This window comes from Hydrogenophaga sp. OTU3427 (assembly GCF_038440225.1).
GTDB lineage: Bacteria > Pseudomonadota > Gammaproteobacteria > Burkholderiales > Burkholderiaceae_C > Hydrogenophaga.
In genome coordinates this window covers 57,777-78,968 of record NZ_JASATI010000001.1, presented here as the reverse complement: position 1 = coordinate 78,968, position 21,192 = coordinate 57,777, and the positions used below count along the sequence as shown (strand labels likewise).

The 21,192-nt window shown below is 65.7% G+C and carries 14 protein-coding genes and 3 tRNA genes; 8 read left to right on the top strand and 9 right to left on the bottom strand.

What is annotated here, in order from left to right; translation table 11 throughout:
* Positions 1-15 precede the first annotated feature (15 nt).
* Both AAHB17_RS00335 and AAHB17_RS00330 read left to right on the top strand, forming a co-directional pair.
* The gene (locus tag AAHB17_RS00335; protein ID WP_342128413.1) at positions 16-1,569 is read left to right on the top strand and encodes a 3,4-dehydroadipyl-CoA semialdehyde dehydrogenase; all 1,554 of its coding nucleotides are present in this window, start codon (positions 16-18) and stop codon (positions 1,567-1,569) included.
* 46 nt (positions 1,570-1,615) lie between these two features.
* Entirely contained in the window at positions 1,616-3,205 is a 1,590-nt protein-coding gene (locus tag AAHB17_RS00330; protein ID WP_342128412.1) for a benzoate-CoA ligase family protein, read from the top strand.
* A gap of 105 nt (positions 3,206-3,310) precedes the next feature.
* Here AAHB17_RS00330 and AAHB17_RS00325 read toward each other — a convergent pair.
* From AAHB17_RS00325 to AAHB17_RS00295, 7 genes are all read right to left on the bottom strand, one after another.
* A tRNA-Cys gene (locus AAHB17_RS00325) sits at positions 3,311-3,384 on the bottom strand.
* Between the two features lie 75 nt (positions 3,385-3,459).
* A tRNA-Gly gene (locus tag AAHB17_RS00320) sits at positions 3,460-3,535 on the bottom strand.
* An 87-nt stretch (positions 3,536-3,622) separates the two neighbouring features.
* On the bottom strand, positions 3,623-6,052 hold the full coding sequence (gene lon / locus AAHB17_RS00315) for an endopeptidase La (RefSeq protein ID WP_342128411.1): 2,430 nt from the start codon (positions 6,050-6,052) through the stop codon (positions 3,623-3,625).
* Between the two features lie 161 nt (positions 6,053-6,213).
* A complete protein-coding gene (gene clpX / locus AAHB17_RS00310) occupies positions 6,214-7,479 on the bottom strand; it encodes an ATP-dependent Clp protease ATP-binding subunit ClpX (protein WP_342128409.1) in 1,266 nt (421 codons plus the stop codon).
* A gap of 122 nt (positions 7,480-7,601) precedes the next feature.
* Positions 7,602-8,216, bottom strand: coding sequence for an ATP-dependent Clp endopeptidase proteolytic subunit ClpP (clpP, locus tag AAHB17_RS00305; protein WP_342128408.1), 615 nt, complete (start codon positions 8,214-8,216; stop codon positions 7,602-7,604).
* 174 nt (positions 8,217-8,390) lie between these two features.
* Complete coding sequence (tig, locus tag AAHB17_RS00300) at positions 8,391-9,701, bottom strand: trigger factor (RefSeq protein WP_342128407.1); 1,311 nt, start codon at positions 9,699-9,701, stop codon at positions 8,391-8,393.
* 63 nt (positions 9,702-9,764) lie between these two features.
* Positions 9,765-9,851 (bottom strand) — tRNA-Leu (locus AAHB17_RS00295).
* Positions 9,852-10,098: 247 nt separating this feature from the next.
* Here AAHB17_RS00295 and AAHB17_RS00290 point away from each other — a divergent pair.
* Positions 10,099-10,353, top strand: a complete 255-nt coding sequence (locus AAHB17_RS00290; protein ID WP_342128406.1) for a GlsB/YeaQ/YmgE family stress response membrane protein — start codon at positions 10,099-10,101, stop codon at positions 10,351-10,353.
* A gap of 14 nt (positions 10,354-10,367) precedes the next feature.
* Positions 10,368-10,886 carry a hypothetical protein gene (locus AAHB17_RS00285; protein ID WP_342128405.1) on the top strand — a complete coding sequence of 173 codons (519 nt, stop codon included), beginning with the start codon at positions 10,368-10,370 and terminating at the stop codon, positions 10,884-10,886.
* A 96-nt stretch (positions 10,887-10,982) separates the two neighbouring features.
* Here AAHB17_RS00285 and AAHB17_RS00280 read toward each other — a convergent pair whose 3' ends face one another.
* Together AAHB17_RS00280 and AAHB17_RS00275 are read right to left on the bottom strand one after the other, a co-directional pair.
* Entirely contained in the window at positions 10,983-14,120 is a 3,138-nt protein-coding gene (locus AAHB17_RS00280) for an efflux RND transporter permease subunit (protein WP_342128404.1), read from the bottom strand.
* A gap of 7 nt (positions 14,121-14,127) precedes the next feature.
* Complete coding sequence (locus AAHB17_RS00275; RefSeq protein ID WP_342128402.1) at positions 14,128-15,243, bottom strand: efflux RND transporter periplasmic adaptor subunit; 1,116 nt, start codon at positions 15,241-15,243, stop codon at positions 14,128-14,130.
* Positions 15,244-15,373: 130 nt separating this feature from the next.
* Here AAHB17_RS00275 and hpnC point away from each other — a divergent pair, with 130 nt between their 5' ends.
* The 4 genes from hpnC to AAHB17_RS00255 all read left to right on the top strand — a co-directional run bounded on the left by hpnC (position 15,374) and on the right by AAHB17_RS00255 (position 21,183).
* Complete coding sequence (hpnC, locus tag AAHB17_RS00270; RefSeq protein ID WP_342128401.1) at positions 15,374-16,291, top strand: squalene synthase HpnC; 918 nt, start codon at positions 15,374-15,376, stop codon at positions 16,289-16,291.
* A gap of 141 nt (positions 16,292-16,432) precedes the next feature.
* Positions 16,433-18,355 (top strand): PrkA family serine protein kinase, encoded by a 1,923-nt coding sequence (locus tag AAHB17_RS00265; protein WP_342128400.1) that lies wholly within the window; start codon positions 16,433-16,435, stop codon positions 18,353-18,355.
* 27 nt (positions 18,356-18,382) lie between these two features.
* On the top strand, positions 18,383-19,654 hold the full coding sequence (locus tag AAHB17_RS00260; RefSeq protein WP_342128399.1) for a YeaH/YhbH family protein: 1,272 nt from the start codon (positions 18,383-18,385) through the stop codon (positions 19,652-19,654).
* Positions 19,651-21,183, top strand: a complete 1,533-nt coding sequence (locus AAHB17_RS00255) for a SpoVR family protein (RefSeq protein WP_342128397.1) — start codon at positions 19,651-19,653, stop codon at positions 21,181-21,183. The genes AAHB17_RS00260 and AAHB17_RS00255 overlap by 4 nt, the downstream gene beginning before the upstream one ends.
* The last annotated feature ends 9 nt before the right edge of the window (positions 21,184-21,192 follow it).

Here is a 21,192-nt window from a genome sequence, read left to right as displayed (position 1 = left end):
ACCGAGACCCCACACATGCCCGAACTGCTTTCCAACTTCATCGGCGGCCAATGGGTGGCCGGCCAGGGCGCGGGCACCGCGCTGTTCGACCCGGTGCTGGGCACCGAAATCGCCCGCGTCGACGCCACCGGCCTGGATCTTCAGGCCGGCTTCGCCTTTGCGCGCGAGGTGGGCGGCCCCGCCCTGCGCGCACTCACCTACCGCGAACGCGGCGCCCTGCTGGCCGCCGTGGGCAAGGTGCTGCAGACGCACCGCGATGCCTACTACGAAATCTCCACCGCCAACAGCGGCACGGTCAAGAACGACACCGCTGTCGACGTGGACGGCGGCATCTACACCCTGGGCACCTACGCCAAGATGGGCGACACGCTGGGCGACCGGCGCTTTCTGCTCGATGGCGAGCCGGCCCGCCTGGGAAAGGAGCCGCTGTTCCAGTCGCAGCACGTGCTCACGCCCACGCGCGGCGTGGCGCTGTTCATCAACGCCTTCAACTTCCCGAGCTGGGGCCTGTGGGAAAAGGCCGCGCCCGCCCTGCTCGCCGGCGTGCCGGTGATCATCAAGCCGGCCACGGCCACCGCCTGGCTCACGCAGCGCATGGTCCAGGACGTGGTCAACGCCGGCATCCTGCCGGTGGGCGCGCTGTCGGTGGTCTGTGGCAGCTCGGCCGGCCTGATGGACGCGCTCCAGCCCTTTGACGTGGTGTCCTTCACCGGCTCGGCCGAAACCGCCGCCGTGATCCGCTCGCACCCGGCCGTGACCCAGCATTCGGTGCGGGTGAACATCGAGGCCGACAGCGTCAACTCGGCCTTGCTGCTGCCCGGCGAAGGCGCGGACAGCCCGGCCGTGGAACTGCTGGTCAAGGAGGTGGCGCGTGAGATGACGCAGAAGTCGGGCCAGAAGTGCACCGCCATCCGCCGCGTGCTGGTGCCCGAGGCGCTGTACACCACGGTGGCCCAGGCCGTGGCCGCGCGCCTGGCCAAGACCACGGTGGGCAACCCGCGCAATGAGGTGGTGCGCATGGGCGCCCTGGTGAACCGCGCCCAGCTGGCCACCGTGCGCGAGGGTCTGCAACGCCTGCAAACCCAGACCGAGGTGCTGCACGACGGCAGCACCCAGGCGCTGGTGGACGCCGATCCCGCGGTCGCCTGCTGCGTCGGCCCCACCCTGCTGGGCACGCGCAATGCGGCCGGCAGCGACGCGGCCCACCTGGTGCACGACACCGAGGTGTTTGGGCCCGTGGCCACCCTGGTGCCCTACCGCGACGCCGCCCACGCGCTGCGGCTGATCCGCCGGGGCCAGGGTTCGCTGGTGGCCTCGCTCTATGGCACGGATGCCGGCGCGCTGGCCGCCACCGCCCTGGAACTGGCCGACAGCCACGGCCGCGTGCACATCATCAGCCCCGATGTGGCCAACCAGCACACCGGCCACGGCAACGTGATGCCGCAGTCGCTGCACGGCGGCCCGGGCCGCGCCGGTGGCGGCGAGGAACTGGGCGGCGCCCGCGCGCTGAACTTCTACCACCGACGCAGCGCCTTGCAGGCCTCGACCGAGGTGCTGGCGGCGCTGTAAGCTGGCGCCGGACCGCAGAGAACAACAGGACAACAGGAGACAGGCCATGAGCCACCACGCCATCGCGGCGCCCCAGGCACCGTTCAACTTCGCCCAGCACCTGCTGCAGACCAATGCCGGCCGGGCGGACAAGCCGGCCTTCATCGACGACCAGGGCCGCCTGAGCTACGGCGCGCTGGACGAGCGGGTGCGCCGCCTGGCCGCCGGCCTGCGCGCCCTGGGCCTCAAGCGCGAGGAACGCGTGCTGCTGCTGATGCAGGACGGCAACGACTGGCCGGTGGCCTTTCTGGGCGCCATGTACGCGGGCCTGGTGCCGGTGGCGGTCAACACCCTGCTGACGGCCGACGACTACGCCTACATGCTGGAGCACTCGCGTGCCCAGGCGGCCCTGGTTTCGGGCGCGCTGCTGCCGGCGCTGACCTCGGCCATGACCAAGTCCGACCACGAGGTGCAGAAGGTCATCGTCTCGCGGCCGCTGGCACCACTGCACCCGGCCGAGGTCGATTTCGAGGCCTTTGTGTCGGGCCATTCACCGCTGGCCAGACCGGCGGCCACCGGGCCGGACGACCCCGGTTTCTGGCTGTATTCGTCGGGCTCCACCGGCCGCCCCAAGGGCACGGTGCACACCCACGCCAACCCCTACTGGACCTGCGAACTCTATGGCAAGGCCATCCTGGGCCTGCGCGAGGACGACGTCTGCTTCTCGGCCGCCAAGCTGTTTTTTGCCTACGGCCTGGGCAACGCCCTCACCTTCCCCATGAGCGTGGGCGCCACCACCGTGCTGATGGCCGAGCGCCCCACGCCCGACGCCACCTTCGCGCGCTGGACCGGCGCCACGCCGGCGCAGGCAGGCCTCAAGCCCACGGTGTTCTATGGCGCCCCCACCGGCTTTGCCGGCATGCTGGCCTCGCCCTCGCTGCCGGCGCGCGATCAGGTCGCCATGCGCCTGACCTCGTCGGCCGGCGAGGCCCTGCCGGCCGACATCGGTGAGCGCTTCACCCAGCACTATGGGGTGGAGATCATCGATGGCATCGGCTCCACGGAGATGCTGCACATCTACCTGTCCAACCGTCCCGGCCAGGTGCGCTACGGCACCACCGGCTGGCCGGTGCCGGGTTACGACATCGAGTTGCGTGGCGACGATGGCCAGCCCGTGCCCGACGGTGAGCCCGGCGACCTCTACATCCACGGTCCGTCGGCCGCGCTGATGTACTGGGGCAACCGCGCCAAGACACGCGAGACCTTCCAGGGAGGCTGGACCAAGAGCGGCGACAAGTACATCCGCAACGCCGACGGCAGCTACACCTACGGCGGACGCAGCGACGACATGCTCAAGGTCAGCGGCATCTACGTCAGCCCCTTCGAGGTGGAGGCCACGCTGGTGCAGCACCCGGCGGTGCTGGAGGCCGCGGTGATCGGCGTGCCCGACGAGGAGGGTCTGACCAAGACCAAGGCCTTTGTGGTGCTCAAGGCCGGCGTCGCGGCCACCGACGCCGAGCTCAAGGCCTTCGTCAAAGACAGGCTGGCTCCTTACAAATACCCGCGCATGATCGAATTCGTCAGCGACCTGCCCAAGACCGCCACCGGCAAGATCCAACGCTTCAAGCTGCGGGAGCGGGAGAAGCCGGCGGCGTGATCGGTTGGCCCTGGTGTGTGCAAACGGCACGGGCCAGGCTGATTCACCGCTCAGAAACGACAAAGCCGACCTCAGGTCGGCTTTGTCGTTTCTGCGAAGATCATCTGGAGGCGCGATCCGGAGTCGAACCGGACTAACCGGATTTGCAATCCGGGGCATAACCGCTTTGCTATCGCGCCGTGTGCGGTGCGCCCACCCCAAGATTGAACAGGGTGGACAAAAAAGGGAAGCCTGGGCTTCCCTTTTTCAATGTGTGGAGCGGGAAACGAGATTCGAACTCGCGACCTCAACCTTGGCAAGGTTGCGCTCTACCAACTGAGCTATTCCCGCATGTTTCAAACAGAACGTTGTGCGTTTTGTCTGAAGCTGAAAGTATATCGCTATTTTTTGGATTTCGTCAACTGAGCCCGAAAATTTTTAGTGCTTCACAGACTCGGTGGTCTGGGCGGCGACGGGCGTGGGGGCCACGGCGGCCGCGGCCACCTCTTCGTCGGTCAGTGGCACGGTCAGGCGCTCCAGGGCGATCTCGAGCACCTTGTCGATCCACTTCACCGGGACAATCTGCAGGTCGTTCTTCACGTTGTCGGGAATCTCGGCCAGGTCCTTGACGTTCTCTTCCGGGATGATCACGGTCTTGATGCCACCGCGCAACGCCGCCAGCAGTTTTTCCTTCAGGCCACCGATGGCGGTGACCTCGCCGCGCAAGGTGATTTCGCCGGTCATGGCCACGTCACCGCGCACGGGAATGCCGGTCAGGGCCGACACCAGGGCGGTGGTCATCGCTGCGCCGGCGCTGGGGCCATCCTTGGGCGTTGCGCCATCGGGCACGTGGATGTGGATGTCGCGTTTCTCGAACATCTCGTCCTTGATGCCCAGGGCGCGTGAGCGGCTGCGCACGACGGTGCGCGCAGCCTCGACCGACTCCTTCATCACATCGCCCAGCGAGCCCGTGCGGGTGATGACACCCTTGCCGGGCATGAGCGCGGCCTCGATGGTCAGCAGGTCGCCACCCACCTCGGTCCAGGCCAGACCGACCACCTGACCAACCTGGTTCTGGCCTTCGGCGCGGCCATAGGAGTACTTGCGCACGCCCAGGAAATCCGACAGGTTGTCCGCCGTCACCTGGACGGTGGGGGTGTACTTCTTGAGCAGCAGGCCCTTGACCACCTTGCGGCAGATCTTGGAGAGTTCGCGTTCGAGCGAACGCACGCCGGCCTCGCGGGTGTAATAGCGCACGATGTCGCGCACCGCGTCCTCGGCCACGGCCAGTTCTTCGTCCTTCACGCCGTTGTTCTTCATCTGCTTGGGCAGCAGGTACTTGACGGCGATGTTGGTCTTTTCGTCCTCGGTGTAGCCCGACAGGCGGATCACTTCCATCCGGTCCAGCAGGGCCGGCGGGATGTTCATCGAGTTGCTGGTCGCCACGAACATCACGTCCGACAGGTCGAAGTCGACCTCCACGTAGTGGTCGCCAAAGGTGTGGTTCTGCTCCGGGTCCAGCACCTCCAGCAGCGCGCTCGACGGATCACCGCGGAAGTCGGTGCCCAGCTTGTCGATCTCGTCGAGCAGGAACAGCGGATTGCGCGTGCCGACCTTGGTCAGGCTCTGCAACACCTTGCCCGGCATGGCGCCGATGTAGGTGCGGCGGTGGCCGCGGATCTCGGCTTCGTCGCGCATGCCGCCCAGCGCCATGCGCACGTACTTGCGGCCCGTGGCCTTGGCCACCGACTGCCCGAGCGAGGTCTTGCCCACGCCGGGCGGGCCCACCAGGCACAGGATGGGTGCCTTGACCTTGTCCACACGCTGCTGCACCGCGAGGTACTCAAGGATGCGGTCCTTGACCTTCTCCAGGCCGAAGTGGTCTTCGTTGAGCACGCCCTCGGCCAGGCCCAGATCGTGTTTGATCTTGGTCTTCTTGCTCCAGGGCAGGCCGGTCAGCACATCGATGTAGTTGCGCACCACCGAGGCCTCGGCCGACATGGGCGACATCAACTTGAGCTTCTTCAGCTCGGCTTCGGCCTTCTTGCGCGCCTCGGCCGGCATCTTGGCGGCCTTGATCTTCTTCTCGACCTCTTCGATGTCGGCGCCCTCCTCGCCTTCTCCCAGTTCCTTCTGGATGGCCTTGACCTGCTCGTTGAGGTAGAAGTCGCGCTGATTCTTCTCCATCTGGCGCTTCACACGGCCACGGATCTTCTTGTCGACGTTGAGGATGTCGACCTCGCGCTCCAGCTGGGCGAACAGATTCTCCAGGCGGCGCGCCACCTGGTCCAGGCCCAGCACTTCCTGCTTGGATTCGAGCTTGAGCGGCAGGTGGGCGGCGATGGTGTCGGCCAGGCGGCCGGCGTCATCGATGCTGGAGATGGAGGTGAGGATCTCGGACGGGATCTTCTTGTTGAGCTTGACGTACAGATCGAACTGCTGCATCACCGCGCGGCGCAGGGCTTCCAGCTCGGCGGTTTCGGTGCCGGCCAGTTCCTGGGTGGCCTCCAGCGGCAACACCGAGGCGGTGAAGTGGCTCTCGCCGTCCATCACCTCCTGCACCTGGGCGCGCTGCACGCCTTCGACCAGCACCTTCACGGTGCCGTCAGGCAGTTTGAGCATCTGCAGGATGCTGGCGACGCAGCCCATCTCGAACATGTCGTCCGCGGTGGGTTCGTCCTTGGCGGCGGCCTTTTGCGCCACCAGCATGATGCGGCGCTCGACCTCCATGGCGGCTTCCAGCGCCTTGATGCTCTTGGGCCGGCCCACGAACAGCGGGATGACCATGTGAGGGAACACCACCACGTCGCGCAAGGGCAACAGGGGCAGCGTGGTGGGGGTACTGGGCAAGGGGGTTTGGCCGGACATAAAACCTCAACTGATTTGTTCGTACTTGGGGGCACAGGTGCATATGTCAATACGCACTGTACGCCCCAATGCACATCCCTGTGACCGGCAGGCGATCATCGGCGACACACGCAAACGCGGTGGTCGATGGCTGCCGACACACGCCTGCAGCCACCCGGCGCTCAGGCCTGTTTGGCCGCTTCGCGGTAGACCAGCAGCGGCGGCTTGTTCTCTTCGATGGTGGACTCGTCCACCACCACACGCTCGACGTTGCTGGTACTGGGCAGCTCGTACATGGTGTCGATCAGCGCCTGCTCCATGATGGAACGCAAACCCCGGGCACCGGTCTTGCGCGCCAGCGCACGCCGGGCGATGGCCTTGAGCGCATTGGGCCGCACTTCGAGTTCGGCACCTTCCATGGCCAGCAACTGGGCAAACTGCTTGACCACGGCGTTGCGTGGCTGGGTCAGGATGTCGACCAGCGCGTCCTCGCTGAGCTCGGCCAGCGTGGCCACCACCGGCAGGCGGCCCACCAGCTCGGGGATGAGGCCGAACTTGATCAGGTCTTCCGGCTCGACTTCGCGGAACACATCCGTGAGGCTGCGCTGCTGCTTGCTCTTGACCGTGGCGCCGAAGCCGATGCCCGATGCCTCGGTGCGGTTCTCGATCACCTTCTCCAGGCCGGCAAAGGCGCCGCCGCAGATGAACAGGATGTTGGTCGTGTCGACCTGCAGGAAGTCCTGGTTGGGGTGCTTGCGCCCGCCCTGCGGCGGCACGCTGGCCATGGTGCCCTCGACCAGCTTGAGCAAGGCCTGCTGCACGCCCTCACCCGACACGTCGCGGGTGATGGACGGGTTGTCGGACTTGCGCGTGATCTTGTCGATCTCGTCGATGTAGACGATGCCCTGCTGGGCGCGCTCGACGTCGTAGTTGCAGCTCTGCAGCAGCTTGGCGACGATGTTCTCGACGTCCTCGCCCACGTAGCCGGCTTCGGTCAGCGTGGTGGCGTCCGCCATCACGAAGGGCACGTTGAGCATGCGCGCCATGGTCTGGGCCAGCAAGGTCTTGCCGGAACCGGTGGGTCCGATCAGCAGGATGTTGCTCTTGGCCAGCTCGACCTCGTCCTTCTTGGCCTTCTGCTTGTGGCGCAGGCGCTTGTAGTGGTTGTAGACCGCCACCGCCAGGGCCTTCTTGGCGGCATCCTGGCCGATCACGTAGTTGTCCAGGTTGCCCTTGAGCTGGCTGGGCGTGGGCAGCGCGTCACCGGCTTCCGCGGTCAGCGCCGTGCCCGGCAGCTCGTCGCGAATGATGTCGTTGCACAGGTCGATGCACTCGTCGCAAATGAAGACCGAAGGGCCTGCGATGAGCTTCTTGACCTCGTGCTGACTCTTTCCGCAGAAGGAGCAGTAGAGGGACTTTTCGCTGGTTGAGCCTTTTTTATCGGCCATGTGTGGGATGCCTTGATCGAACTGAAACGTTGTTTGTCAATGATAAGCCATCGTCCGGAGACGAAAAAAGGCGAGGTGGCCTGAGGCCAGCCCGCCCTTGTGGCGATCCGCTGAACGGCGACTCAGACCGCGCCGCGCTTGTCGATCACCTTGTCGATCAGGCCGTATTCCTGGGCCTCGGCGGCCGACAGGTAGTAGTCGCGCTCGGTATCGCGCTCGATCTTCTCCAGCGGCTGGCCGGTGCGCTCGGCCAGGATCTTGTTCAGCTGCTCGCGGGTCTTGAGGATTTCGCGGGCGTGGATCTCGATCTCGGTGGCCTGGCCCTGGGTGCCGCCCAGCGGCTGGTGGATCATGACCTTGGAGTTGGGCAGCGAGAAGCGCTTGCCCTTGGCGCCGGCCGCCAGCAGGAAAGCGCCCATGCTGGCCGCCATGCCGGTGCACAGGGTGGACACGTCGGGCTTGATGAAGTTCATGGTGTCAAAAATCGCCATGCCGGCACTCACCGATCCACCAGGCGAGTTGATGTAGAAGGAGATGTCCTTGTCAGGGTTCTCGCTTTCCAGGAACAACAGCTGCGCCACCACCAGGTTGGCGCTCTGGTCATTGACCGGGCCGACCAGGAAAATCACGCGCTCCTTGAGCAGGCGCGAATAGATGTCGTAGGCGCGCTCGCCGCGGCCCGACTGCTCGATCACCATGGGCACCATGCCCAGGTTCTGGATGTCCATCACACTCATTGAAATCTCCGTACGGCTGACCGCGTATTTGAAACAGGACTTGGCACTGCTTCGTACTGTAACCAATGTCCAAACCCCCATCTGGGGACGGGTTGCCCAAAACAAAGGGGCGCCCGCATCGCGGCGCCCCTTGGCTCAAGCGCCGGCCGTTGGCGGGCCGGCGGACAACAGGCCTCAGCCCTGACCCATCAGCTCGTCGAACTCGACCTGCTTCTCGGTCACCTTGGCTTTGGCCAGGACAAATTCGGTCACGTTGTTCTCGATCACGATGCCTTCGACTTCGGCCATGCGGCGGTTGTCACCCTGGTACCAGCGCACCACGTCGGCCGGCTTCTCGTACGAAGAAGCCAACTCGTTGATGTGGGCCATCAGTTGCTCGGGCTTGGCCTGCAGCTCGTTGGCCTTGACCAGTTCGGCCACCACCAGGCCCAGGCGCACGCGGCGCTCGGCCTGCGGGCGGAACAGCTCCTCGGGGATGGGCGCCTTGTCGGCATCCTTCACGCCACGCTGCTTGAGGTCGGCGCGGGCGCCTTCCACCAAGCGCTCCAGCTCGGCTTGCACGCTCGCCTTGGGCAGGTCCAGCTCGGCCTTGGCCACCAGGGCGTCCATGACGGCCTGCTTGTTGCGAGCCAGCACGCGGAACTTGACTTCGCGCTCCAGGTTCTTGCGGATGTCGGCGTGCAGACCGTCGACGGTGCCATCGGCGATGCCCAGGGACTTGGCAAAAGCCTCGTCCACTTCCGGCAGGTGCGCGGCTTCGATCTTGTTGACCGTGACCAGGAAGTCGGCGGTCTTGCCGGCCACGTCCTTGCCGTGGTAGTCGGCCGGGAAGTTCAGGGGGAAGGTCTTGCTCTCGCCCGACTTCATGCCACGCACGGCGTCTTCGAATTCCTTGAGCATCTGGCCTTCGCCGACCAGGAACTGGAAGCCCTGGGCCTTGCCGCCCTCGAAAGGTTCACCGTCGATCTTGCCTTCGAAGTCGATGGTCACGCGGTCGCCGTCCTGGGCGGCGCTGTCCATGGCGCGCTGGGCAAAGGTGCGGCGCTGCTTGCGCAGGATCTCGACCGTCTTGTCGATCGCGACCTGGCTCACCTCGGTGTTGACCTTCTCGACCTCGGCGGTCGACAGGTCACCGATCTTGACTTCGGGGAACACCTCGAACACGGCGTCAAAGGCCAGTTGGCCTTCGGGCGCGCCTTCGCTTTCGCTGATGCGCGGCTGGCCGGCCACGCGCAGCTGGGCTTCGTTGGCGGCCAGGGCAAACGCCTCGCCAACCTTGTCGTTCATGACTTCGTAGTGCACCGAGTAGCCATAACGCTGTGCCACCACGTTGAACGGCACCTTGCCCGGACGGAAACCGTCCATCTTGACCTGGCGCGCCATGCGCTTGAGGCGGGCATCCACCTCGTTCTGGATCACGTCCACCGGCAAGGTGAGAGTGATCTTGCGCTCGAGCTTTTCCAGGGTTTCAACATTCACGGTCATTTGTGACTCCTATTCATGTGCAAGGGCCGCGCCAGGCCGACGCGGCACGGAATTCCAGTGGTGTGGTGCGCGGGGGGGGACTCGAACCCCCACACCATTGCTGGCGTCAGGACCTAAACCTGGTGCGTCTACCAATTTCGCCACCCGCGCGACACCTGTCTCTCTGCCAGCCGCGGGCCATCTGCGCCCACTGCCTCGGTGGCTTTCCACCGGCAAACCTGTGATTGTAAGGCTTGCGGCGAATCGCTCAAAAAAGATCCCATGACCCAACCCGGACCAGGCCTGCCAAGTGCCCGCCGGAGCCGGCGTGTGTCGCGTTCAGATTTGACATTTCTACACATAGACAAGGCCAGCCTGCGCTACATTCGCGCCATATCAACACCTTTGGGAGCATTGCATGGGACACATCATCGGCACCTTGTTCGTGGGCCTCATCGTCGGCTGGATCGCGCGTTTCCTGCTGCCGGGCAAACAGAACATCGGGCTCATCATGACCTCGCTGCTGGGCGTGGCCGGCTCGTTCGCGGCGTCCTATGCCGGGCAGTTCATGGGCTGGTACCCTGCCGGCGCAGCCGCCGGCTGGATCGCATCGGTGGTGGGCGCCATCGTGCTGCTGTTCGCCTATACCCGCGTGGTCCAGAGCGGCGACTGAAGCACTGGCAGGCCATGGCCAGCACCTTGCAGATGGCGGCGGCCGACCCGGCCATGCTGGCCGTGGTGCGGCAGTGCCGGCAACTGCTGCACCGTCGCGCCCTGGTGGCCGGCGTGGCCAGCGCGGTGCCCGTGCCTGGCTTGGACTGGGCGGTGGATGCGGCCCTGCTGTCCCGCCTGATCCCGGCCATCAACGCCGCCTTCGGGCTGACGCCCGAGCAGTTGGACCGGCTCGATCCCGGCAAACGTGAAAAGGTGCAGAAAGCGGTGGCCCAGGTGGGCACGCTGCTGGTGGGCAAGTTCGTCACCCAGGATCTCGTGCTGCGCGCGGCCAGGGTGGTGGGCGTGCGCCTGACCGCCAAGCAGGCGGCACGATATGTGCCGCTGGCGGGCCAGGCGGTGTCGGCGCTGATCGGCTACAGCGCCATCCGCTACCTGGGCGAGCAGCACATCAAGGACTGCATCGCCGTCGTCAAGTCGGCTGGCCTGGCGCTCCCAGCACCCGCCAAGTCACGCCAAAGCCTCGACCGGTAGCACGCCAAGGCCCGCCGGGGATGCCACCGATCCGGCTCCGCCGGTCGGCTGGCATCACCCCCTTGGGGGGGGGACGCCGCAGGCGGCGCGGGGGGGCTACCTTTTCACCCTGAACCAGGCCGCGTACATCGCCGGCAAGGCCAGCAGGGTCAGCACCGTCGCCACGATCAGGCCACCCATGATGGCCACCGCCATCGGGCCCCAGAACACGCTGCGCGACAACGGGATCATGGCCAGCACGGCCGCGGCCGCCGTCAGCACGATGGGGCGCAGGCGGCGCACGGCGGCCTCGACGATGGCTGTCCAGGTCGGCACGCCCCGCGCGCGGTCCTGTTCGATCTGGTCGATCAGGATCACCGAGTTGCGCATGATCATGCCCATCAAGGCGATCACCCCCAGCAGCGCGACGAATCCAAAAGGCCGGTTCAGCAGCAACAAGGCACCGGCCACGCCGGCCAGGCCCAGTGGGCCGGTCAACACCACCAGCATCGCCCGGCTGAAGCTGTGCAGTTGCAGCATCAGCAGGGTGAAGATGATGAACAGCATCAGCGGCATGCCGGCGGTGATCGACGACGAACCCTTGCTGCTCTCCGCCACCGCCCCGGCGACCTCGATGCCATACCCCACCGGCCACTTGGCCTGCAGCGCGTTGAGCGCGGGCATCAGGGCCTCCGTCACGGTGGCGCCCTGCAGGCCCTCCACGGTGTCGCTCTGCACCGTGATGGCGTAGCTGCGGTTCTCGCGCCACATCACGCCGGGCTCCCAGGTGAAGCCCACGCGGGCAATCTGCGTCAGCGGGATGCTCTTGCCGCTGGAGGTGGGCAGGTAGGCGTTGGCCAGATCGGTGATGGCATCGCGCTCGTCCAACGGCTGGCGCAACACGATGTCGATCAGCTTGTCGCCATCGCGGTACTGGCCCACCGTGGTGCCGGTGAGGATGGTGCGGGCCGCCTGCGCGATCGATTGGCTGCTCACGCCCAGCGCTCGCGCCTTGTCCTGGTCGATGTCCAGGCGCATGACCTTGACGGCCTCGTTCCAGTTGTCGTTCACGCCCCGGGTCAGCGGGTGCTCGCGCATGGCGGTGCGCACCTCATCGGCCAGGCCGCGCAGCACCGCCGGGTCGGGACCGACCACGCGGAACTGCACGGGATAAGGCACCGGCGGTCCGTTGGGCAGCAGCTTGATGCGCCCTCGCACCTCGGGGAACTCGTGCGCGAGCAGGGCCGGCAGTTCCTTGCGCAGGCGCTCGCGGCTCACCAGGCTGTCGGTCATCAGGATCATCTGCGACACGTTGGTCTGCGGGAAGATCTGGTCCAGGGGCAAATAGAAACGGGGCACGCCGGAGCCCACCCAGGTGCTGACCGCCGTCACACCGGGCAATTGGGCAAAACGGGCCTCGGCGCGCTTGGCCACCTCGTCGTTGGCGCGCAGGCTGCTGCCTTCGGGCATCCAGATGTCGACCAGGATTTCCGGCCGGCTGGAATCGGGGAAGAACTGCTGCTGCACCTTGCCCATGCCCACGATGCCCAGCGCGAAGGTCAGTACCGTTGCGCCGATGGTGATCCAGCGGTGTTGCACGCACCAGTCCACCATGGCGCGAAAGCGCACGTAGAAGGGCCCGTCGAAGACCTCGTCCTCGTGCCCCGCGTGCGACGGCTTGACCTTGAGCAGCACCACGCCCAGGTAGGGCACGAAGACCACCGCCACGATCCACGACAACACCAGCGCGACCACGGTGACGCCGAAGATGGCGAAGGTGTATTCGCCCACCGTGGACTTGGCGATGCCGATGGGCAGGAAACCCGCCGCCGTGATCAGCGTGCCGGTCAGCATGGGCATGGCGGTGGCATCCCAGGTGAAGGTGGCGGCGCGGAACATGCTGTAGCCCTCTTCGAGCTTGCGCACCATCATCTCGACCGCGATGATGGCGTCGTCCACCAGCAGGCCCAGGGCGATGATCAGCGAGCCCAGCGAGATCTTGTGCAGGCCGATGCCCCAATACTGCATGACGAGGAAGGTCATGGCCAGCACCAGCGGGATGGTGACGAACACCACCAGGCCGGGACGCACGTCCAGGGTGAAGGCGCGCAGGCCACGTCCGTGGGGGTTGCGGTGCAGGCCCAGGCTCAGCAGGCTCACCACCAGCACGATGACCACGGCCTCGATCAGCACCCGCACGAATTCGTTCACAGAGGTGGCCACCGCCTTGGGCTGGTCCTGCACCTGCACCATCTGCAAGCCGGCCGGCAAGTTCTTCTCGAACGTCGCCACGGCGCCGCGCAAGGCCTTGCCCAACGCAATGATGTCGCCCCCCGGGGCCATGGATATGCCCAGGGCGATGCTGTCCTTGCCGTTGTGGCGCACCAGGGTACTGGGTGGGTCCACCAGGCCCAGGCGCACCTCGGCGATGTCACCCAGGCGCAGTTGCGCGCCGTTGGCGGCGCGTATCGGCATGGACCGCAACTGCTCGACGGAATTGAAGGCACCGCCCACGCGCACCTGCACCACGTCCAGCGGCGTCTGCACCGCGCCCGCAGGCGCCACGGCGTTCTGCTGGCCCAACTGGGCCAGCACGGCGTTCATGTCCAGGCCCAGCACCGCCAGGCGCTTGTGGGAGATTTCGACGAACAGTTTTTCGTCCTGCACGCCAAACAGCTCGACCTTGGCAACGTCCTTCACATCCAGCAGTCGCTGGCGCGCCTGGTCGGCAAAACGCTTGAGTTCCACCGCCGTGTAGCCCTCGCCCTGCAACGCGTAGATGACGCCGTAGACATCGCCGAACTCGTCGTTGAAATACGGACCGATCACACCCTGCGGCAAGGTGCCCGCCATGTCACCGATCTTCTTGCGCACCGTGTACCAGGTGCCCTGGACGGCGTTGGGCGGCGAGGAATCGGCGATCTGGAAAATGATCAAGGTCTCGCCCGGCTTGGAGTAGCTGCGGATGACATCCGCATATGGCACCTCCTGCAGGGTCTTCTCGATCTTGTCGGTCACCTGGTCAGCCACCTGCTGCGCGGTGGCGCCCGGCCAGTAGGCCCGCACCACCATGGCACGGAAGGTGAAGGGCGGATCTTCGTCCTGCCCCAGCTGGAAATAGGCGGCAAAACCCAGCAGCATCAGCACCACCATCAGGTAGCGCGTGAGCGGCTGGTGGTTCAGCGCCCATTCCGACAGGTTGAAACGTTTGCGCGCAGCCTCGGGCTGCGGCTCGGCCGTGGTCAGATCGTTCATGCGGACCTCACTGCGCTGCGGGTTTGTCGCCGCCGCGGGGTGAATACAGACTCACCTTCTGGCCCTCATTGAGCACGTGCACACCGGCCACCACCACCTGCTCGCCCCCCTTGAGGCCGGTGGCGATCACCGCGTCGTTGCCATCGGCCGCAGCCACCTGCACCGGCTGCGACCTGACCGTGCCGCTGGCGGCATCGAACAGCCACACCGCCGTGCCCTTGCCGGCTTGGCGCAGCGCGCTGGTGGGCAGCTTGATGGCCTGGCGCGGCACGCCAGCGGCAGGCGCCATCTGGGCATAGGCCGTGGCGCCCAGCGGCAGGGGAGCGCCTGCGGGCAGCCCCACCTTGACCTGGTAGGTGCGGGTCGCGGCATCGGCGCTTGCAGCGATCTCTCGCACCTGACCGGCCAAGGCGTCGCCGCCTGACCACAGGCGCACCTGCACCGGCTGACCCAGCTTGAGGCCTGCCAGCCGGTCTTCCGGCACGGCAAAGACCACGTCGCGCGGTCCGTCGTGCGCCACGCGCAGCACCGGCGTGCCGGCGGTCAAGACCTGTCCCGGCTCGGCCTCCACCGCCAGCACCACGCCGGCCGCCTCGGCCCGCAGCGCGGCATAAGCCGACTGGTTGCCCTGCAGCGCAAGCTGCGCCTTGGCTTGCGCCAGCGAGGCATCGGCCGAGCGCAGCGTGGCTTCACGGCGTTCGATTTCGGCGCCGCTCACAAAACCCTGGTTCTTCAGCTCGACGTAACGCTTGAGGTCGGCCGCTGCCAGGTCGCGCTGGGTCTGCGCCGCCTGCTGGCCCGCCGTTGCCGACTGCACGCCCAGCGCATAGTCCTGCGCGTCCAGGCGCGCGAGCAACTGCCCCGCCTTGACCACCTGCCCCACCTGGGCCGGACGCTCGATCAACTTGCCAGCAACACGAAAACCCAGGCGCGACTCGGTGCGCGCGCGCACTTCGCCCGCGTACTCGCTCGTGGCGCCCAGCGCCCCGGCGGCCACCGTCACCACCTTGACGGCCCGCACCGGCTCCTCGGCCGGGGGCGGCGGCGAACAGGCCACCAGGGCCCAGGCCAGCAAGGGGAACGGCGCCAGGCGCCCGACGGCCTTCACAAGCGGGGATTTCATAATTAATGACTGACTGGTTAGTAATTAGCTAAGAATGTAGAGGCAAGCCCAGGGCTTGTCAATGTGCATCAAAGTGCAACAACGCCGGCATCATGCCAGCCCGCCTCCGCAGGAGACAATCGCAGCCGCCATGCCACCACCGCCCACACCTTCACATGCCCCACCGCCAGGCACAGGCCTGGCAGCATTGGGGCATGGCGGCACCCAGCACTACGAGAACTTCCCGGTGGCCTCCTGGTTGTGCCCACCCGCCTTGCGCGCACCCATCCTGGCCATCTACCGCTTCGCCCGTGTGGCGGACGACATCGCCGACGAAGGCGACGCGCCAGCGACGCAGCGCCTGCAGGATCTTGCGCGCTACCGCGTGACGCTGGCCCGCGCCGCCAACGGCGAAACACCCACGGGCAACGACTGGCCAGAAGTGTTCGGTCCGCTGGCCACGGTGATACGCCGCCACGCCTTGCCCCCCACCCTGCTGCACGACCTGCTGAGCGCCTTTGAACAGGACGTTCGCTACACCAGCGAGGGCCGCCGCTACGGCAGCCACGACGAACTGCTGGACTACTGCCGCCTCTCGGCCAACCCGGTCGGACGCCTGCTGCTGCACCTGTATGGCGTCCACGACAGCGATGCGCTGCGCCGCAGCGACCAGGTCTGCAGCGCGCTGCAATTGATCAATTTCTGGCAGGACCTGAGCGTGGACCTGCCACGGCAGCGTCATTACCTGCCGCGGGACGTGTTGCAACGGCACGGTGTGGACGAAGCCGGCCTGCTGGCTTTGTCCTCTTCGGCGGCACCGGCGGCCGCCATGGTCGCCGACCTGTGTGCACGGGCCCGCGCCCTGATGCTGGCGGGCGCGCCCCTGGCGCTCCAACTGCCCGGCCGGGGCGGCTGGGAACTGCGCCTGGTGGTCCAGGGCGGCCTGCGCCTGCTCGACCACATCGCCGCGATCGGGCACACCAGCTGGCGGCAGCGGCCCCGCTTGCGCCCGATGGACCTTCCCGTCTTGTTGTGGCGCGCATCGCGCATGGAACTCCCCACCGTTTGACGCACTCGAACCGCCGCGCGGTGATGTGCATGGAAACCACACTCGCGCCACCACGCAACACCACGTCAGTGGAATGCGGGCGTATGATGAATCGGCACTGTTTCCGCCTGTGTGCCGAGGGTCAAACCAAAGGGGATTCGCATGAACATCCTTGACCACTACAGCAGCCGCTACGAGCGCACCCGCGAGGAGGAATGCTCCTTGCAGGACTACCTGGAGCTCTGCAAGCGAGACCGCCTGGCCTACGCCAGCGCGGCCGAGCGCATGCTGGAGGCCATCGGTGAGCCCGAGCTGCTGGACACCCGCCACGATGCCAGGTTGTCGCGCACCTTTGCCAACAAGGTGGTGAAGATCTACCCGGCCTTCCGCGACTTCTACGGCGCCGAGGAAGCCATCGAGCAGGTGGTGTCCTATTTCCGCCACGCCGCCCAAGGCCTGGAGGAGCGCAAGCAGATCCTTTACCTGCTGGGCCCGGTCGGCGGTGGCAAATCGTCCATCGCCGAGAAGCTCAAGGCGCTGATGGAAAAAGTGCCCTTCTATTGCCTCAAGGGCTCGCCCATCAACGAGTCGCCGCTGGGCCTGTTCAACGAGTCCGAGGACGGCACCATCCTCGAAGAGGACTACGGCATCCCGCGGCGCTATCTGCGCTCCATCCCCAGCCCCTGGGCGGTCAAGCGGCTGCAGGAATTCAACGGCGACATCAACCGCTTCCGCGTCGTCAAGCGCTATCCGTCCGTGCTCAAGCAGACCGCGATCGCCAAGACCGAACCCGGCGACGAGAACAACCAGGACATCTCCTCGCTGGTGGGCAAGGTCGACATCCGCAAGCTGGAGGATTACGCGCAGGACGATCCGGACGCCTACAGCTACTCCGGCGGCTTGTGCCTGGCCAACCAGGGCCTGCTGGAATTCGTCGAGATGTTCAAGGCCCCGATCAAGGTGCTGCACCCCTTGCTGACGGCCACGCAGGAAGGCAACTACAAGGGCACAGAGGGCTTTGGCGCGATTCCCTTTGACGGTGTCATCCTGGCCCACTCGAACGAGTCGGAATGGAAGGCCTTCCGCAACAACAGGAACAACGAGGCTTTCCTGGACCGCATCTACATCGTCAAGGTGCCGTACTGCCTGCGCGTGACCGAGGAGGTGAAGATCTACGAGAAGCTGGTCCGCAATTCCTCGCTGGCCGAGGCGCCCTGCGCCCCCGGAACGCTCAAGATGATGGCGCAGTTCTCCGTGCTCTCGCGCCTGAAGGAGCCCGAGAACTCCAGCATCTACAGCAAGATGCAGGTCTACGATGGCGAGAACCTCAAGGACACCGACCCCAAGGCCAAGTCGCGCCAGGAGTACGTGGACTACGCGGGCGTCGACGAGGGCATGAGTGGCCTGTCCACCCGTTTCGCCTTCAAGATCCTCTCGCGCGTGTTCAACTTCGACAACACCGAGGTGGCGGCCAACCCGGTGCACCTGCTGTACGTGCTGGAGCAGCAGATCGAGCGCGAGCAGTTCCCGCCCGAAACCGAGCAGAAATACCTCTCCTACCTCAAGGAATACCTGGCCCAGCACTACGTCGAGTTCATCGGCAAGGAAATCCAGACCGCCTACCTGGAGAGCTACAGCGAATACGGCCAGAACATCTTCGACCGCTACGTGAGCTTCGCCGACTACTGGATCCAGGACCAGGAGTTCCGCGACCCCGACACCGGTGAGAGCTTCGACCGCAACGCGCTCAACGCCGAGCTGGAAAAAACCGAGAAGCCCGCGGGCATTTCCAACCCCAAGGACTTCCGCAACGAGATCGTCAACTTCGTGCTGCGCGCGCGCGCCCAGAATGCGGGCAAAAACCCGGTCTGGACCAGCTACGAGAAGCTGCGCACCGTGATCGAGAAGAAGATGTTCAGCAACACCGAAGAGTTGTTGCCGGTCATCAGCTTCAACGCCAAGGCCAGCGCGGAAGACGCGAACAAGCATCAGGAGTTCGTCTCGCGCATGGTGGACAAGGGCTACACGCCCAAGCAGGTGCGGCTGTTGTGCGAGTGGTACCTGCGGGTGCGCAAGGCGTCCTGAACACCACCAACACACCGGGAGGGCGTCGTGGTCTACCTCATCGACCGCCGCATGCAGGGCAAGAACAAGTCCGCGGTCAACCGCGAGCGTTTCCTGCGCCGCTTCAAGGACCAGGTCAAGCAGGCGGTGGCGCGCGCGGTCAAGGACCGTTCCATCACCGACATGGAAAAGGGCGAGAAGATTTCGATCCCCGTCAAGGATGTCGGCGAACCCAGCTTTGGCCACACCCATGGCGGCGTGTGGGAAACCGTGCGCCCGGGCAACCGCAAATACGTCAAGGGCGACCGCGTGCCCCGGCCCTCGGGAGGCGGAGGTGGTCAGGGCAAAGGCCAGGGCGGCAACAGCGACGAAGTCGGCGAGGACGACTTCATCTTCGAGCTCACGCGCGAAGAATTCCTCGATTGCTTCTTTGACGACCTCGCCCTGCCCGACCTGGTCAAGACCCAGCTGGCCGCCATCCACGAATGGCGCTCGCAGCGCGCCGGCTACACCATCTCGGGCACGCCCACCAACATCCATGTGCTGCGTTCCCTGCGAGGCGCGCTGGGGCGGCGCATCGCCATCGGTGGCCGCTCGCAACGCCGTCTGAGCGAAGCCGAGCGCGAACTGATCGGCCTGCTGGAAACCCAGGTCGACGAAGACGACGAACGCGTGCTCGTGCTGCGCCGCGAAATCCACCACCTGCGCACGCGCCTGCTGGCGATTCCCTACCTCGATCCGTTCGACCTGCGCTACAGCAACCGTATCCGCGTGCCCAAGCCCAGCACACAGGCGGTGATGTTCTGCCTGCTCGACGTCTCGGGCTCCATGGACGAAGGCCGCAAGGACATCGCCAAGCGTTTCTTCATCCTGCTGTACCTGTTCCTGTCGCGCATGTACGAGCACACCCAGGTGGTGTTCATCCGCCACCACACGCAGGCCGCCGAGGTGGACGAACACGAGTTCTTCCATTCGCGCGAAACCGGCGGCACGGTGGTGTCCTCCGCTCTCAAGCTGCTGACCAAGGTCATGCGCGAGCGTTACGCCAGCAGCGACTGGAACGTCTATGTGGCCCAGGCCTCGGACGGCGACAACTGGGACAACGACTCCGAGCAGTGCCTGCAGCTGTTGCACGAGACCATCATGCCCGCGGTGCAGTACTACGCCTATGTCGAGATCACCGAAGGCCAGCCCCAGAACCTGTGGCACGCCTATGCCGAGGTGGCGCAGATGCACCGCAACTTCGCGCAACAACGCATCGCGTCGCCGGCCGACATCTTCCCGGTGTTCCGGGAGCTGTTCCGCAAGCAACCCAAATGAACGCGCCGCACGAAGCCCTGCCCCACTTTCGGCTGCCCGAGCAGTCGGAGTGGACCTTTGAGCTGATCGAGCAGATCCACCTGGAGATCGCCCGGGTGGCGCGGGGCTTCGGGCTCGACACCTACCCCAACCAGCTCGAGATCATCACCGCCGAGCAGATGATGGACGCCTACGCTTCCGTGGGCCTGCCGGTGTCCTACCACCACTGGTCCTTCGGCAAACATTTCCTGGCCACCGAAAAAAGCTACAAGCGCGGCCAGATGGGCCTGGCCTACGAGATCGTGATCAACTCCAACCCCTGCATCGCCTACCTGATGGAGGAAAACAGCCTGACCATGCAGGCGCTGGTGATCGCACACGCCGCCTACGGACACAACTCCTTCTTCAAAGGCAACTACCTCTTCCGCACCTGGACCGACGCCGCGGCCATCGTCGATTACATGGTGTTCGCGCGCAAGTACATCGCCGACTGCGAGGCACGCCACGGACTCGAAGCGGTGGAGCTGCTGCTGGACTCGTGCCACGCGCTGCAAAACCATGGTGTCGACCGCTACAAGCGTCCCACCAAACTGTCATTGGAAAAAGAACGGGCCCGCCAGCGCGAACGCGAGGCCTACCTGCAAAGCCAGGTCAACGACCTCTGGCGCACCGTGCCGCAGCGCGCCCAGGCCGAAGCCGAGGAAGCCCCGCTGCGCTTTCCCGAGGAACCGCAGGAGAACCTGCTGTACTTCATCGAGAAATTCGCCCCGCTGCTGCAGCCCTGGCAGCGCGAGATCATCCGCATCGTGCGCAAGATCTCGCAGTACTTCTACCCCCAACGCCAGACCCAGGTGATGAACGAAGGCTGGGCCACCTTCTGGCACTACACCATCCTCAACCGGTTGTTCGATGAAGGGGTGGTGGGCCCCGGCTTCATGATGGAGTTCCTGCAAAGCCACACCAACGTGGTCTTGCAGCCCCCGGTGGGCAGCCCCTACTACCGCGGCATCAACCCCTACGCACTGGGCTTCGCGATGATGCGCGACATCCGCCGCATCTGCGAGCAACCCGAGGACGAGGACCGCGAGTGGTTTCCCAACATCGCGGGCGGCGACTGGCTCAAGACGATGGACTTCGCGATGCGCAACTTCAAGGACGAAAGCTTCATTGCCCAGTACCTGTCGCCACGGCTGATCCGCGAATTCCACCTGTTTGCCGTGCTCGACGACGACAAGGACAGTCAGCTCACCATTTCCGCCATCCACGACGGTGCCGGCTACCACCACATCCGCCAGCGCCTGGCCGACCAGTACAACCTGAGCAACAACGAGCCCAACATCCAGGTCTGGTCGGTCGACCTGCAGGGCGACCGCGCGCTGACCCTGAGGCACACGCCCTACCTGCGCCGGCCACTGAACGAACAGACCGACGAGGTGCTCAAGCACGTGGCACGGCTGTGGGGTTTCGACGTCCGGCTGGAAACCGTGGACGAGAGCGGCACCGTGACCGGCGTGAGGGAGCGCAAGTGGGAGAAGCGCAACCGGATCTGAAGACACCTT